Annotated in this window: 14 protein-coding genes; 3 read left to right on the forward strand and 11 right to left on the reverse strand. The window is 46.7% G+C overall.

Annotated features, from left to right (window positions below; all coding sequences use genetic code 11):
• Positions 1-490 precede the first annotated feature (490 nt).
• The 4 genes from GKG43_RS05090 to infC all read right to left on the reverse strand — a co-directional run bounded on the left by GKG43_RS05090 (position 491) and on the right by infC (position 2,743).
• Positions 491-1,513 carry a DUF2804 domain-containing protein gene (locus GKG43_RS05090; protein WP_055154834.1) on the reverse strand — a complete coding sequence of 341 codons (1,023 nt, stop codon included), beginning with the start codon at positions 1,511-1,513 and terminating at the stop codon, positions 491-493.
• An 88-nt stretch (positions 1,514-1,601) separates the two neighbouring features.
• On the reverse strand, positions 1,602-1,958 hold the full coding sequence (gene rplT, locus GKG43_RS05095) for a 50S ribosomal protein L20 (protein ID WP_025657355.1): 357 nt from the start codon (positions 1,956-1,958) through the stop codon (positions 1,602-1,604).
• A 31-nt stretch (positions 1,959-1,989) separates the two neighbouring features.
• Positions 1,990-2,187: a 50S ribosomal protein L35 gene (rpmI, locus tag GKG43_RS05100; RefSeq protein ID WP_009004123.1), complete on the reverse strand. Its 198-nt coding sequence runs from the start codon at positions 2,185-2,187 to the stop codon at positions 1,990-1,992.
• 61 nt (positions 2,188-2,248) lie between these two features.
• Positions 2,249-2,743, reverse strand: coding sequence for a translation initiation factor IF-3 (gene infC / locus GKG43_RS05105; protein WP_025657354.1), 495 nt, complete (start codon positions 2,741-2,743; stop codon positions 2,249-2,251).
• A 342-nt stretch (positions 2,744-3,085) separates the two neighbouring features.
• On the opposite strand from infC, the gene GKG43_RS05110 reads away from it, so the two are divergent.
• Together GKG43_RS05110 and GKG43_RS05115 are read left to right on the forward strand one after the other, a co-directional pair.
• Entirely contained in the window at positions 3,086-4,432 is a 1,347-nt protein-coding gene (locus GKG43_RS05110; protein ID WP_129878836.1) for a sodium-dependent transporter, read from the forward strand.
• Positions 4,433-4,520: 88 nt separating this feature from the next.
• On the forward strand, positions 4,521-5,879 hold the full coding sequence (locus GKG43_RS05115; RefSeq protein WP_050642147.1) for a sodium-dependent transporter: 1,359 nt from the start codon (positions 4,521-4,523) through the stop codon (positions 5,877-5,879).
• Positions 5,880-6,746: 867 nt separating this feature from the next.
• On the opposite strand, the gene GKG43_RS05120 is transcribed toward GKG43_RS05115, so the two are convergent.
• Positions 6,747-7,610: a DegV family protein gene (locus GKG43_RS05120; RefSeq protein WP_050642145.1), complete on the reverse strand. Its 864-nt coding sequence runs from the start codon at positions 7,608-7,610 to the stop codon at positions 6,747-6,749.
• An 18-nt stretch (positions 7,611-7,628) separates the two neighbouring features.
• Positions 7,629-9,047, reverse strand: coding sequence for an MATE family efflux transporter (locus GKG43_RS05125; protein WP_330377736.1), 1,419 nt, complete (start codon positions 9,045-9,047; stop codon positions 7,629-7,631).
• Positions 9,048-9,538: 491 nt separating this feature from the next.
• On the opposite strand from GKG43_RS05125, the gene GKG43_RS05130 reads away from it, so the two are divergent.
• A complete protein-coding gene (locus GKG43_RS05130) occupies positions 9,539-10,195 on the forward strand; it encodes a type II CAAX endopeptidase family protein (protein ID WP_173020078.1) in 657 nt (218 codons plus the stop codon).
• Positions 10,196-10,277: 82 nt separating this feature from the next.
• Here GKG43_RS05130 and GKG43_RS05135 read toward each other — a convergent pair whose 3' ends face one another.
• The 5 genes from GKG43_RS05135 to GKG43_RS05155 all read right to left on the reverse strand — a co-directional run bounded on the left by GKG43_RS05135 (position 10,278) and on the right by GKG43_RS05155 (position 16,235).
• A complete protein-coding gene (locus GKG43_RS05135) occupies positions 10,278-11,645 on the reverse strand; it encodes a spore germination protein (RefSeq protein ID WP_129878838.1) in 1,368 nt (455 codons plus the stop codon).
• A 157-nt stretch (positions 11,646-11,802) separates the two neighbouring features.
• A complete protein-coding gene (locus tag GKG43_RS05140) occupies positions 11,803-12,324 on the reverse strand; it encodes a deoxyuridine 5'-triphosphate nucleotidohydrolase (protein ID WP_055154839.1) in 522 nt (173 codons plus the stop codon).
• A gap of 81 nt (positions 12,325-12,405) precedes the next feature.
• The gene (nrdG, locus tag GKG43_RS05145; protein ID WP_025657346.1) at positions 12,406-12,897 is read right to left on the reverse strand and encodes an anaerobic ribonucleoside-triphosphate reductase activating protein; all 492 of its coding nucleotides are present in this window, start codon (positions 12,895-12,897) and stop codon (positions 12,406-12,408) included.
• Position 12,898: 1 nt separating this feature from the next.
• Positions 12,899-15,019 (reverse strand): anaerobic ribonucleoside-triphosphate reductase, encoded by a 2,121-nt coding sequence (nrdD, locus tag GKG43_RS05150; RefSeq protein ID WP_129878839.1) that lies wholly within the window; start codon positions 15,017-15,019, stop codon positions 12,899-12,901.
• A gap of 199 nt (positions 15,020-15,218) precedes the next feature.
• Positions 15,219-16,235: an alpha-hydroxy-acid oxidizing protein gene (locus GKG43_RS05155; RefSeq protein ID WP_050642139.1), complete on the reverse strand. Its 1,017-nt coding sequence runs from the start codon at positions 16,233-16,235 to the stop codon at positions 15,219-15,221.
• Between the last annotated feature and the right edge of the window lie 93 nt (positions 16,236-16,328).

Genomic DNA, 16,328 nt, shown 5'->3' on the forward strand with positions numbered 1-16,328 from the left:
TTCCAGATGTGTATGAACTGGAAGCCGTATCACCTTACTTATATACACCTACTGGGGACATAAAAAAACAGCCAATTTTATATCCATACGCTGCCCCCGTTTGAGGCCCCTCCTTAGAAACGAGCTTTTTCCTGCCGGTCGGATGCACCAGCTCCATGAAGGGATAGCTGAAAACCTCCCGGAGAACATCCATGTCCTTTCAAAAACGCTCAAAGCGAACCTTAGAAATTCTTGGTGGGAAACAGCCCTGAAAATGGAGAGATTTTTGGATTCCGAATCCAAAAATCAGCTGACCCAGCGCGAGAAATCATCTGATTTCTCGTGATGTGTCAGTGGTGCTCCATTTTCAGGGCTGTTTCCCGCCTAGAATTTCTTAGGTCCTCGGCCGCGTTTTTGAAAGAACATGGATGTTCTCCGGGAGGTTTTCGGCTATCCCTTTATGGAGCGTCCCCATCCGCGCCGAAACTAAAGTTCGTCGCTAAATCCCGATTTAGTAGCGATTATGCACATCTTCCGCAAAGCACATAAAGTCTTTTAATTCGATAAACATCCCGTTATCCAGTACAGCCCTGCCGCTCATCTTTCCAAAGACCTGATGCTGGTCAGAGGCAATTACCAACGCTGATATTTTGGCCGCCCGATCCAATACCGGCTCGAAGTCCATCTCAAACCTGCCATCGCTGGATGTAAAACGCCAGGGCTTCATGTAATCATCCTTTGGAATGTGAAATGTTACATCATCCAGCTTATGACATACGCCGTCATAGAACAGCATATTTTCCGTTGCTGCAGACGTGTCGCCGAATCCATAACCTATATTAAAACCAAAGGGCCTTCCTCCCACGGTTCCGTTTCCTGACCCCCAGTACCAGCGGTTGTCATAGGTCCATACGCCGCGTCCCCAGTCCAGGGTTCCGTAATCCGTCTCCGGGCTGAACCAGTAGGTGGTTCCGTCAAACGTCACGGATCCTTCGGCACGCATACAGTTTATTTTCTGGTTGTAATAAAAGGCCGTCTTTTTGTTCTTCCAGGGCGTGGCGATAACCATTGTGTCCATCGGTGGCTGGGAAAGTGTTATCTCACAGTATAAAGGCTTTCCGTCCCAGAAGTCCTTGAAATCACAGGTAATCGTCCGCTTTCCGGGTTCCACGCAGAATTCCATCTTCAGGCGTTTATCTTTGTAACGGATATTTCCTTCTGACGAAGTGGATGGCATCTTCATCTTCCCCATGGGAAATTTATTTAGAATTGTCTCCGTGTGTTCCCATCCTCCTTTAAAATTCAGAAGAGAGACTGACTGAAGGCCTATATACCCATCGTCCGATAGCGTAAATGCCACTGCGAAGTCCTGGTTCAGCACCAAATAATAATCCCATTCTTTGATCCGAAGCCTGGACGCTCTAATCTGGTTTCGGTTATATTCCTGGATAAGCTGCCTGGACCATCCTGGTTCCCTCAGGCTTCCGTCTTCATTTAATAAAGGCTGCTTTGTTGTAACTTCATGATTTCTCATACAAACATCTCCTGTCCATCCAAATCCCACATAGAAAATGAAAAAAGCCCGAGTCCCTAGGGGGTTCGGGCTTCATAGTATTATTTTACTATGCAATCTTTGCTTTTGCAACCTCTGCCAGTGTAGCGAAACCTTCTTTGTCGCTTACTGCCAGTTCAGCCAGCATCTTTCTATTCATATCCACTTCAGCCAGTTTCAGTCCATGCATGAACTTGCTGTATGATAATCCATTCATTCTTGCTGCAGCATTGATACGAGCGATCCATAACTGTCTCATCTGACGTTTGCGCTGTTTTCTTCCTGCATAAGATGATGTAAGCGCTCTCATTACAGACTGTTTTGCAACTCTGTACTGTTTGGAACGTGCTCCTCTGTATCCTTTTGCTAACTTTAAGGTTCTGTTATGTTTTTTTCTAGCGTTCATACCGCCTTTAACTCTTGCCATTTCTTAATCCTCCTTCATCAACTTCCAAATCTTACAGATATGGTAATACTTTCTTCATGTTTTTTACATTTGTAGCATCTGTGATAGCCGGGTGTCTGAGATTTCTTTTTCTCTTTGTAGACTTCTTTGTTAAGATATGGCTCTTATATGCTTTATTTCTTTTCAGTTTCCCTGTACCTGTTACTTTGAAGCGCTTTGCTGCCGCTCTATTCGTTTTGATTTTTGGCATGATGTATTTCCTCCTTCATTGTGCGTTTACTGAGTGTATAAACACCCGTAATAATATATTTTTAACGTTTTTCAGTTAAAACTATGCTCATGCTTCTTCCTTCAAGTTTTGCAGGTTTCTCAATAACCGCAATATCTGAAAGCATCCGTGCAAAATCGTCCAGAACATGTCTGCTCTGCTGTATATGAGCCATCTCTCTTCCACGGAAACGCAGTGTCACTTTGACTTTGTTACCTTTTGCGATAAACTTCTTTGCATTGTTAACCTTTGTATTCAGGTCATTCGTATCGATATTAGGTGACAGACGCACTTCCTTTAACTCAACAGTCTTCTGCTTTTTTTTAGCTTCCTTGTCTTTTTGTGTCTGCTCGTATTTAAATTTGCCATAATCAATAATCTTGCAGACCGGCGGTTTCGCCATCGGTGCAATCTTCACCAAATCAAGTTCCGCATCCATGGCCATCTTCAGGGCCTCTCTGGATGACATAATTCCTAACTGTTCCCCATCCTCACTAACCAGACGAACTTCTTTGTCTCTGATCTGCTCATTAATCATTAAATCGCTAATTGTTGTATACCTCCATCAAATGAATTTCCTTCAGGTTCTTCCGCGAAAGCAAACCGTTTCATAGGATCTGATTTCCTATAAAATTAAAAAAACGAGTGAACATCTCCACCCGCATATTGACATACACAGCCAATGACCGTGTAAATGTTTCAATATCAAACCAATAGTCACCCGATTGTGCTATGGTGAGAGTGGATACTCTACTTTATTTTTTGCCTCACGCAGATTATAATCTATCACATTTTCAGGTGAATGTCAATAGATTTCCTCTTAATTTTTCCGATAAACTATGTTATAATATTGCTACTTTTACAGAAAAGAGGAATAACTATGAGTAGTTTACAGCAAAATGGGGCAAAGAGCAAGCCGTCAGAAGACAAATTCAAAAATAAATGGGGATTTATCATTGCCTGTATCGGGAGTTCCGTCGGCATGGCCAATATCTGGCTCTTTCCCTATCGAATCGGAGAATTCGGCGGATTTGCATTTTTAATTCCTTATATCCTGTTTGTTGTGCTGATCGGCCTGACCGGCGTGATTGGTGAGATGGCTTTCGGGCGCGCAATGCAGTCCGGGCCGTTGGGCGCTTTCAAAAAAGGATTCGCGCAGAGAAATGCACCGGGTCTTGGAAGCCTGGTGGGGCTGATTCCAGTCATCGGCTCCCTTGGGATTGCCATTGGATACAGTGTTGTCATCGGATGGATCCTGCGTTTTCTTTTCTCTTCTATAACAGGGGACATTCTGGGTTCCCGGGAACCGGGAGAGGTCTTCGGAGCGCTGGCGCAGGATTTCGGGAGTATACCCTGGCATTTTCTGGGGCTTTTGATTGTCCTGGTCTGTATGTCCTTTGGCATCTCACACGGAATCGAAAAAATCAATAAGGTCATGATGCCTGCATTTTTTATACTGTTTATCTTTCTGGCAGTACGCGTTGCCATGCTGCCAGGATCCTTTTCGGGGTATGCTTATTTATTCAAACCGGACTGGGGAGCCATGGCCAATCCAAAGACCTGGGTTTTTGCAATGGGACAGGCATTCTTCTCCCTTTCTCTTGCAGGCAGCGGCACGGTTGTATACGGAAGCTACCTGAAAAAGGACGTGGACATCATCAGCTGTGCAAAAAATGTGGCTGTCTTTGATACGCTGGCTGCGCTTCTGGCCGGAATCGTTATTATCCCGGCAGTTTTCGCTTACGGCATGTCTCCCGATTCCGGTCCCGGGCTTCTGTTTGTTACGATCCCGGCGGTCATCAGGAGCCTTCCTTTCGGCCGCCTGTTTGCCGTGGTATTCTTTTTTGCGGTGCTCTGTGCAGGGGTTACCTCCCTGATGAACCTTCTGGAAAGCCCCGTGGAAGCTCTGCAGAGCCGTTTTGGACTTTCCCGTGTAAAGTCGATTGCCATCATCGGAGTGGTTACACTCGGCATCGGTATCTTTGTAGAAGGTGACCTGCTCAGCATCTGGATGGATACCATATCGATCTATGTTATTCCGCTCGGCGCCCTCCTGGCAGGAATCACGATGTTCTGGGTCTGCCGCAGAGGTTTTGCCAGGGAATCCGTTCAGACGGGCAGAAAGAAAATGGTCGGCAAATGGTTCGAGCCCATGACCAGATACGTATTCTGCGGTGTTGCCGTTCTTGTATATATTCTTGGAATTTTTTACGGTGGAATTGGTTAATTTCACTTGTCAACAGCCGGGCTTCATGTCATAATATAGCCATTAGTGTCTAATATTACGGGTCAAAATGAGGAGGTTTTTTTATCAAATGAACGAAAACAGAAGTAATTTCACCAGTAAAATCGGCTTTATTCTGGCTGCCGCCGGTTCTGCTGTAGGTCTCGGAAACATATGGCGTTTCCCATATCTCGTAGCCAAATATGGCGGAGGAACATTTTTATTATGCTATATTATCCTAGCCATAACTTTCGGTTTTACCCTTATGGTTGCCGAAATTGCCCTCGGCCGCAAGACAGGCCTGAGTGCAATCGGAGCTTTTAAAAAGCTTGATAAACGCTTTGGATTTCTCGGAGTCCTGGCCGCTGTGGTACCGATCATCATACTACCCTACTATTCCGTTATCGGCGGATGGGTGATCAAGTATTTTGCTACGTTTGTAACAGGGGGAACAAAAGCAGCCGCAGGAGATGACTATTTCACCACATTTATCGGCGGAGTCAGGAGCCCCATACTATGGTTTGCATTATTCGTTGTTTTCACGGCGGTTGTAGTGATTTTAGGTGTTGAAAAGGGAATTGAAACTGTCAGTAAGTTCCTGATGCCGGTACTCGTAGTCCTCACCATCGGGATCTCTATCTACGTTTTAACAATGGACGGAGCCATAGAAGGCCTCAAATATTACATCATGCCCCACATGTCCGACTTTTCGGTCAAGACGTTGCTTGCGGCCATGGGGCAGCTCTTCTATTCCATGTCACTGGCAATGGGCATTATGATTACTTATGGATCTTATATGAAAAAGTCTACCAGCCTGGAAGGCTCCGTGCGGCAGATTGAAATATTCGATACCGGTATTGCATTCTTTGCCGGGCTCATGATCGTTCCTGCCGTATTTATCTTCTCCGGCGGGGACCAGTCCGCCCTCAGCGCAGGCCCAGGGCTGATGTTCATTACACTGCCCAAAGTATTTGCGAGCATGCCAATGGGAGGATTTGTAGGAACCGTATTCTTTATACTGGTATTCTTTGCCGCAGTAACCTCAGCCATTTCCTTGATGGAAACAATCGTCTCCATCCTGATGGACCGGTTCAAATGGAAAAGAAAATTCACTTGTATCATCGTAGTAATCTACGTACTGCTGATGGGAATCCCTTCCTCCCTCGGATTCGGAGTCTGGGATTTCATCCAGCCAATCGGAATGTCCATACTGGACTTCTGGGACTTTATGAGTAACAGCGTCCTAATGCCGATCGTAGCGCTCTTCACCTGTATCTTTGTTGGTTTTTTCATCAAACCCAAAACCATCATCGAAGAGGCGTCCGCAGAAGGCGCAGCCTTTAAGAGTAAAAAACTTTTTACAATCATGATAAAATGGATCGCGCCTATCTTACTGGTGCTTATCCTGATCAGCTCCGTAATGAATGCCTTAGGGATTATGAGTCTCTAGGGGAGGGAGATCCAGAAGGGGCGCTAAGTGAAAGACGGGCATGGGGGACGGCGGGGGTATGTATGCCGTTTCAGTTGGCGGCCGTTTGTGAAGAAGCCGTAAGAGAAAAAACAGGGAACATGGAGGGACTTGCCGCAGTTGGCCCGAATGCCGATGCATTCGCGCCGCCGGCGGCAACAGAATTTGTTTTGGTAAAACAAATTCTGCCCTCCATGTTCCCTGTTTTTTCTCTAACGGCTTCTAACACGCACTTTGAGCCATCTGAAACGGCATACATACCCCCGCCGTCCCCCATGCCCGTCTTTCACTTAGCTGGTCGCATCCTGCCGGAAGACAGACCATTCCCTAGAGGGTGGGCATAGACGGGTGCAGTGGATCTTTTTTGGGTACACGTAACACAAATTATGCCAGTTGTTTATAAATTAACATAGACATCGACATAGATTACCGGCATAATTATGTTACGTGTACCCAAAAAAGATCCACTGCACCCGTCTCAGAGTCCCACCAGGGGTGAGGATTGGTCTGCCTTGATGCGTCCAGCCTGCCTGGAATGTGGAGCGGGATGTCCCGGGATAAAAAAGGATGGGGGCTGGATGCGTAGAGACCGCGGTTAGAAGTCCTTACGTAAAAGAAACCGTCCATGAGGGATGGGAAGTGATTTTCCAAAATCACTTCCCAGTACAACCTAAGACGGGAAAGCATCAGGCTTTCCCGTTGCATGTTGTACGTGCCCTCATGGACGGTTTCTTTTGCGTTAGGACTTCTCCGCGGACGGGTCGCATCCAGCCCCCATCCTTTTTTATCCCGGGACATCCCGCTCCGCATTCCAGGCAGGCGTCCCCATACCAGCCACACCCCCTCACACTACCGCTCTTCCCCCATGTAGAAGATGGCTACGACTCCCGGTCCTGTATGGCTTCCAATTACGGTTCCGATGTTGTTGATCAGGACTTCCTTGGCTCCAAGTTTTTCTTTGGCCAGTTCCGCCACGTATTCTGCTTCTTCGATGCAGTCTCCGTGTGTGACCATGACAATGTCGTTGTCCCAGCCCTTTGCTCTCTCTGCGGCCATTTCAACGATCTTGTTCAGTGAACGCTTGCGGCCCCGCTCTTTTGCGATTACCTGCAGCTTGCCTTCGTTGTCTACGTGGATGATCGGCTTGATCTTGACCATGGTGCCTACGATTGCCGTGGCTTTTGATACGCGTCCGCCTTTGTGCAGATGATGCAGGTCGTCTACGGTTACGTTGTGGCAGATATGCAGCTTATTCTCTTCTACCCACCGTGCGATCTCATCGATGCTTCTGCCTGCATCTTTCTGCTGCAGCACTTTGTAGAGGAGAAGGCCTTCTCCCAGACATGCGCAGAGCGTGTCTATGATGATGACCTTGGCTTCCGGATACTTTTCGGCCAGCTCTTCCCCTGCAATCCTCATGCTGTTGTATGTGCCGCTGAGGCCTGATGAAAATCCCAGGTGGAGTATGTCTTTTCCTTCTTTTAAATATGGCTCCAGGGCTGCCTTGGCCTCATCCGGATTCACCTGGGAGGTCACGGACATATGCCCTTCTCTCAACTTTGCAAAAAATTCTTTGCCGGTGAGACCATACATATCTGTATAGGTTTCGCCGTCGATTGTATATTTTAAAGGAACAACCGGTACATTCCTCTCTTCTACCCATTCCCTTGGCAAGTCTACCGTACTGTTAACTGTAACTATAAATTCTCTCATATCCTTCCCTCCTGTAATTTAAGCTTTTCCTATCATATCATTTTTTTCGTCAGAACGCAAAATCTTTTTGGCCGTGAGGAAAAAGAGAAGCACTGAAACAGCCACGGAAGTAAAATCAGCTATCGGTTCGGCTCTGTAGATTCCCATGACTCCCATGAACTTCGGAAGGATAATAGCAAGTGGTATCAGCAGAATCACCTTACGCAAAAGTGCAATGATCAGCGAGACTTTTGCCTGGCCCAGCGCCAGGAATGTGGTCTGGCATGCCATCTGGATTCCAAACACCGTGATTCCCAGGAAATATACCGGCATTACCTTACAGGTCAGCGCGATCAATTCCTGATTGCTTGTAAACAGTCTGGCATATATTGCCGGCTTTATGACGGCAAGTCCGGCCAATACAACCGTGGCAGTCAAACATATCACAACCATACGTGCAAAAGCACCTCTTACCCTTTCCAGTTTGCCGGCACCGTAATTATAGCTCATGATCGGCTGTACTCCCTGGGCCGCGCCCTGCACGGGAATTACGATCAGCTGCATGATGCTCGACATAATGGACATGGTGCCCACGTACAGATCTCCTCCATATTTCTGAAGCCCGGAATTCAGGGTAATCATAACCAGGCTCTCCGTGCTCTGCATGATAAAAGGAGATACGCCGAGCGCCGCTATGCTCCCCACTGTTTTCGCATTCAGGCGGATATACTTTCTGCGGATACGGATGACACTTTTCTTTGAAGTCAGAAACCATATCACCCAGAGGGCGCTTACCGCCTGGGAAATGATCGTCGCCAGCGCCGCGCCCCGTACGCCCATTCCTGCTGCAAAGATCAGGATAGGATCCAGCACGATGTTAATCACGGCCCCAATCAGCACGGAAAACATGGCGATCCTGGCGTTCCCCTGTCCGCTAATAAACGTATTAAGCCCCACGGCGAACTGTACAAATATGGTTCCGATCAAATAAATACTTATGTACTGTTCCGCATAGACTATGGTTGTATCGCTGGCGCCAAATGCATATAGTATGGGAGTCTTGAATATCAAAAATCCGACTGTCAGAATCACCGAAAAAATCAGCAGCAATCCTACGCAATTACCCAGAATCTTTTCGGCACCTTCGTAATTTTTCTTTCCCAGCTGTATGGATGCCAGCGGTGCGCCGCCCATGCCTGCAAATGCACTGAAGGCCGCGATCACCATTAGAATCGGAAAGGTTACCCCCACTCCTGTCAGCGCCATGTCGCCGTAACCATGAATATGCCCTATATAAATACGGTCTACGATATTGTAGAGTACATTGATAATCTGGGCTGCCACTGCCGGAACCGCCATCTCGGCGATCAATTTTCCAAGCGGCGCACTGCCCAGTCTCTCATCCTTTCCCGGATTTCCCGCACTGTCTGCTTTTTCAATTTCCCTGTTCTCTTCCAACTAAAACTACCTCTTTTCTTCACTTAATTTTCTATATAACCCTGCCCCTTCAAACCGGCTTTATAGGGCCAGGCCGATTCCGGTTGTGAAGCTGTGCTGTAAACCGGAACAATGAATATAGTATAACACACTAACATTCCGGATTCTATATGGAACTTCTTATTTACCTGTGATATACTGAAATCTAAAACAACAGTCTTTTTTATACCCGAAGGGGTATGTGTTACGGGATGCCCTTTGGGTATACAGTATGAATCAATTTTAAGATTTGCTTTAAAAGGAGGTCGATTCTAATTAAAAACATACTCAAAAAGGCCGGTTACTTTCTTATGGCGCTGCTTCCGCTGGCAGCTGCATTCGCAATCCAGATCTTAGCCAGTCTGATCTGCTCCTTATTCCAGGCTCTTTATATGTGTTTATTTTCTTCAGGGGGTTTTGACATATACGCGTTTGGTAACATCTTACTCGATTCCGGTTTTAATACTAAAATTATGCTCTTATACAGCGCGGTGACCATCCTGCTTCTTGGAACCTGGTATCGCATCGCAGCGGTTCCCAAAGGGATGCGGAAGCGCCGGCCGGGACAGATTTTCAACGCCAGGATGCTGCTGGCGTGTTTCATCCTGATGGTTTCCATGCAGTACATTGCTTCATATCTGATTATTGTGGTGGCTAATTTCCGGCCTGACTGGTACGAAAGCTATAACCAGCTGTTTGAGAGCGCCGGCATGAACGATATGACGGTGCTTCTGACCGTCTACGCTGTAATTCTTGCGCCTGTCTGTGAAGAACTGATTTTCCGTGGACTGATGCTTCATTTTTTCCGGAAGGCACTCCCTTTCTGGGCCGCCAATTTATTACAGGCAGTTCTCTTTGGCGTCTATCATATGAATCTGATACAGGGGATTTATGCATTTTTAATAGGAATTATTTTGGGATGCATTTTAAAATTAGGGAGAAGCATCTATCCTGCTATTCTGTTTCATATCCTGTTCAATCTATTCGGCAGCTATCTGAACTTTTTAGTTGTTTACACAAGCAGCCCCCTTCTCTTTATTATGGTGGCAGCTGCGGCGGTTCTTCTGACAGCCGCCGGGCTGCGCCTGTATAAAAAGGGAGCTGATATGAGAGAGACAGCGCAAAGATGATAAAACGGCATGCCCTGTCCTTCCCATATTGCTTTGGGAAGAACAGGGCATTGATTTTCAGTATGCTTTACCGCTGATTCTGCTACTGAAGTTTTATATTTAGATAGTTTCTTCCGGATAACGTCTTATTAAATGCCAGGAAGCATACGATCAGAATGCATCCGATCACAAATCCAACGGCGTTGAAGCAGGCAGTCAGTATCAGCAGTAAAAGCCGCATGAATTTTAGTGCATACCCCAGTTCAAAGTTGGGCTGCGTATAGTTTGCTACCGCAACAAAGGCCATATAGAGCATCACCTCCGAATTAAACCAGCCAGACTTTACCGAGAATTCTCCCATGACAAGACCCGCTATTACACTGAGCGGCGTGCTGAGCATACTCGGCGTATTCAGGGCCGCAAGCCGCAAGCCGTCAATCGATAGTTCCAGTATCAATAGCTGGAATATTAACGGAATGTTGACCGTATCTTTTACCGCAACAAACGCAAACACATCCGGCAGCCAGTTCGGGTTCTGCATAAACAACAGAAAAACAGGAGTCAGAAACACCGTGAGTATGGTGATCAGCGCCCGGGATATTTTGAGGTAAACCCCCGTAAGCGTAGGAAAATAGTAATCATTTGCCTCCTCTATCATATCAAATATAGAAGTGGGCAGTATCATCGCGGAAGGCGAATTGTCCACCAGTATTACAACCTTTCCCTCCAGCAGGCACGCTGCTGCTGTATCCGGCCGCTCCGTAAACTTGAATTTTGGAAATGGATTGAACCATTTTCGCTTAAACATGGCATCTGCCAGGCTCTGCGTGTTCATCCTCAAATCGTCCAGCTCTAGGTTCTTGATTCTCTCCTGTACATTCTTAAGCAGTTCCTGATCCACACGGTCAGACATGTAACAGAGCGATATATCTGTTCTGCTTGTCTGACCGGCCTCCACCATCTCCATAATCAGGTGCGGATCGCGGATACGCCTGCGCATCAGGGCTGTATTGAACACGATTGTCTCTACAAATCCGTCCCTTGAACCTCTGAGGGACTTATCCTTCTCCGGTTCCTCAACGCTTCTGGCCGGATAAGTGCGGCAGTCGATTGCAATGCACACCTCATATCCGTCAATGAACAGGCACGTAACCCCTGACAAAATGTTCCGCAATACCTGGTCAAAGTCTCCAATGATATCAACCTCCACATATGGGATGCATTGCTGGGCAAATGAGGTAGCATCCTCAGGCATAGCATCTGCTTGAAGACCGAAAAACGATGTCATGATCTTCAGCATGGTCTCATCCTTGGTAAATCCGTCTATAAAATAAAAGCTTGCCTTTTTTCCGCCGATAAGCATATCCCGCTGAATCACATCAAAGCTTTCCTGAACCGGCAGAACCTGATTCATATATTCTATATTTTCCTGTAAGGAGCTACTGACTTTTTTCGTATTTTTCTCAATCATGGAATCTCTATCCTTTCTCTTTTACTGTCCTTTGGAAACAGATAATCTCTATGGTTAGAATCCCCGGTTCTTCCTGAATTATGCAATCGATTAAAAAGAGCACGTCCTATGAAATGGTCTCCCATCATAAAACGTGCTCTTGATATCTGCTTTTTTATCAAAGACTTTGCTTTGTTGTACTTCCAAAACCCCCGTTCCTGGTCTCTGTGGCATCATCGTCGACAGTAATGCCGTATTCGATGAAGATCCCCTGCATGAAGCCTTCACCTCTGCCTATATCGACAACTTTTTCTTCCTTCGTATCATTCGTTATCTTTGAAAAAATATGTCCTTCATTATCAGAGTAGAAGTAATCGCTGTCTATAATTCCTACCGTATTATTCAGCTGCAGCCTATATTTGAAACCCAGGCCGCTTCTCGGATAACACTTGAGAACCCAGGAGTTCTCCATCTCTGCACGGATACCGGTAGGAACCTTGATCGTCTGGCCCGGCTCCAGCACCAGGCGGACAGGGGCATAAAAATCATAGCCCGCAGAACCTGCTGTCGCTCTTCTTGGCAGCTTGATTCCGTCATATATTTCCTGGATATCTGCTTCGTCTTCCAGTCCAAATGTATCGATCCAGTCTTTTTTAAACTGCTCCAGACTCACTTTATGAAATTTGGCAATTCTCTGCATGTTCTTTCTCCTTTGTTAACCTTAATCTGCTGCTCTATCGCAGCCTCCACCGCTGCATATGTATTACGCAGTGCTCTTTGGTTATGAGTCGTGCAACACAATCTGCTGCTTTTTCAGGCTTTCCTGAACGTCAATTACCTTCTGGTTTGCACTGCCCTTCCAGTGCAGCTGCGTATCCTTTTGGTCAATTTCAAACCTTCCGTCTACGATAACATCCAGATATTGCATTACAGGCAGGTCTTTGACCTCTTCCCACTCAAAGCCGGTATACAGCCACTGGGTTTTGTCCGGAAATCTTGCACGTATTTCTTTTGCAAGCGCTGTGATACATTCCCTGCTGGCAGGGAACAGCGGATCTCCGCCGCTGTATGTAATACCGCTAATATAATCTTTTTCCAGCTGTTCAAATAATTCCTGCTTTGTTTCTTCCTCAAAGGGGAGCCCGCCGTCCGGATCCCATGTAACAGGATTGTGGCATTCCCTGCATCCGTGTGAACAGCCCGCTGTCCACAGGACGACCCGCAGTCCATCACCGTTAAGCATGTCATCTTTTGTAATATTGTGATACTGCATGTTACATACTTTTCCTTTCCGCAATCTCTGCCATCTTGGCATCATTAAGTCTTGTATCGCCTTTCACTCTGGAGTAGGACAAATAACCGTTCATCCGGTCTATCTTGGTCAGATTCTTACTTCCGCACACCGGGCACACATCCATATCCAGTTCTTCATGGCCGCAGTCATCGCAGTAAGATAAGGACAAATTGACGCCCTCGTAGTATCCTTTTTCCATCGCTCTTCTGACCAGCGCCTTCACGGCTTCCGTATTGTAGCTGATGGGATACTTCACATACTGAATCTTACCGCCGTTGCTCAGATTCCAGAATCGTCCCTCCAGATCCTGCTTCTCAATCGGAGTGATCTCTTCGCTGACATGGCAGTGAAAGCTGTTGCTTACATATTCCCTGTCGGAAACATTTTCAATAATCCCGTATTTTTTACGGAACTGCTGTACCTGCACCCCACAGAGATTCTCCGCCGGCGTTCCGTAAATCGCGTACAGATGCCCGTCTTCTTTTTTGAATTCATTGACCTTGTCGTTGATGTAATTCAACGTTTCCAGCGCAAATGAGCCGTCTTCTGCAAGGGACTTCTTGTTATGGATCTGCTGCAGTTCATTCAGGGCAGTTATGCCAAATGATGCGGTGGCAGATTTTAACAGTGGCTTGATCTTATCATACAGCCCCAGGTGACCGCCATAGAAGCCGCCTTCACAGTATGCGAGCGGATTCGTGGATGCCTTCATCTCTCCCAGATAATCGTAGGTCCTCTGATGAAGCCTTCTGATCAGGTTCATATAATAATCCAGCACATCGTGGAAGTTCTTACTCTCTTGCTGTGCCTTTGCATAAATCATTGGCAGATGCAGGCTGATGGCTCCAATATTGAACCTTCCTACAAATACCGGTTTATCGTTCTCATCTGCCGGTTCCATACCGCCTCTTTCATACCATGGAGACAGAAATGCACGGCAGCCCATTGGGCTGATGATTTTCCCGTATTTTTTATAGATACTTGGAACATATCCCTCGCCTGTCAGGCTGAGCCAGTCGGGATACATCGTCTTTCGGGAACATTCAATTCCCGCTTCAAATACGTCCTCCAGCGGTTTTCCCGGCCCATGCAGGTTCTCATCGTATAAGAATACAATCTTCGGGAACAATACCGGCTTTTTATGTCCCTCTTTCCCCTGCCCCTTCCGGCGTACTTCCAGCATTTTTTTTGTAGCCAATTTGCCGTATTCGCTGGTTCGTGTACCTGCACTCACGGTAATAAAAGGATAGTCTCCCCTGCTTGAGGATACGGAATTAAACTTATATTCCCATCCCTGGAAACCCTGATCCATCTCTTTTTCCAGGTCAGCCCAGGCAACCTCCTGCACCTTATCCTCCGGTAGTCCCAGGTTTCTATATTTCTCAATCAGTTTATTGTGCGATTTTTCTGCGTAGGGCTCCAGAATCTCGTCCACACTCGGCACCGTGAAGCCGCCGTACTGCTGGCTTGCGGCGCTGAGCACGATGTCTCCGATCACATCAAAAGCCGTATCCAGTGTCTTTGGCTCATTGTACCAGAGATTTCCCATCTCAAACCCGCCGTTTAACACGCTCTTCACATCAAAGAGGCAGCAGTTCATGGTGTCTCTTCTGGCAGACATATCATGTATGTAGATGTATCCTTCCCTGATCGCCTGTATCTCCTCAACGGTCAGGAAAAACTTCTTATATAACTCCTTATTCAGCTCGTTGAAAATCAGGCTTCTTTTTGTGGAAACAAGGGCGCTGTCTGTATTGCTGTTCTCTTTGTCTCCAATGTACATAATGGACTGGCTCTTTTTATAAACCTCGTCCAGCATCTGTACAAAATCCTGCTTATAATTCCGGTAATCCCTGTAGCTCTTCGCAACGACCGGATTCACTTTCTCCAGCGCTCCCTCCACTACATTGTGCATCTCAGCGATCGGGATGTCCGTTATAGCCATGGACTGTACCTTTTCTTCCACAAAGCGGCAGATATAATCCAGTTCTTCATCCGTAAACTTGATGAGTGCGCGGTAGGCCGATTTGTTCACCGCAACAACCACTTTATGCACGTTAAAATCTTCTTTTGTTCCGTCCTTTTTTACTACATGCATCATGCTGTCTTCTTCCTTTCCTGTTGTCATTTATTCTATATTTAGTATTCACTGCGCAATTCGCAAACTATATCCTGTGCCGTACAAACAATACTACCACCATACAGCCTGCATCGTCAATACAAAATCTTTCACAAAAAAGGAGGAGCATAACGAATGAAATTTTGTTAAAAAATAAACTGGTAACTTCTGGAAACAATGTTTAGTTCCAGATCATATCACGCCGGATATCTGAAAGAGTGAACGCCCCGCACATAGACATGGTATCTTTTAGTTCTGCTTCAATCCTGTTGATATACGCTTTGACACCGTCTTCCTCCCCGCCGTATACCGCGGTCACGAACGGACGGGCAATCAGGACGGCGTCTGCCCCGAGTGCAAGTGCTTTAAATACATCGATCCCTGTCCGGATTCCACCGTCAACAAAAATCGTCATGTCCCCCTTCACTGCTTCGGCAATAGACGGCAGGACCTCCGCCGTCGCCGGGCACTGATCCAGCACGCGTCCCCCATGGTTGGATACGACGATCCCCCGGACTCCGGCTTCCTTTGCCTTAAGAGCAGCCCTGGGCGTCATAATGCCCTTTAAGATAAACGGGATCTCTGCAATCTTCACGATCTCTTTCAATTCTTCCACAGACTTGCTTCCTGCAGGAGGATTCAGATTCTGCAAAAAAGGAAGACCGGCCGCATCGATATCCATTGCCACCGCAAATGCACCTGACTTCTTCACAAGCTCCATCTTTTCTCTGATTGTTCCCATATCCCACGGTTTAACAGTGGGAATGCCCATGCCGTCAAGTTTCGTGATCGCTTTTGTGGCTTCTATCATGACATTATAATCTGTCCCATCCCCCGTAAACGCCGCTATTCCATTCTGTGCACAGGCGGAAACCAATATATCATTATACTCTTGATCCGAATATTTATCGCCGTAGTGCAGCTTCACAGCGCCCACCGGGCCGGCAAAAAACGGGGCGGAGAATTCTTTTCCGAACAATTCGGTCTCTGTCTTCACCTGCTTCTGCTCACAGAGGGTATCCATATTGATACGGATCTCCTGCCATTTCTGGTAATTTCGTGCTGCGAGGTCACCGACTCCTTTGGAGCCCGGTCCCGGCATTGTATTTCTGCAGGCAGCTCCATTACAGATATTACATGCCTTGCAGTAAGGGCCCATACATGATCTTGCATTTTTGATTACTTCACTGTACTCCATATTCATTTTCTCCCATTCTGATAGAATTCTGCGGCCATCCGCAGAGACACCCGCAGAGCATATGCTGCGCAATGCCCTGCGGGTACGAATTTT

This window comes from Eubacterium sp. BIOML-A2 (genome assembly GCF_009680135.1).
In the GTDB taxonomy this organism is placed as follows: Bacteria; Bacillota; Clostridia; order Lachnospirales; family Lachnospiraceae; genus Faecalicatena; species Faecalicatena contortus_B.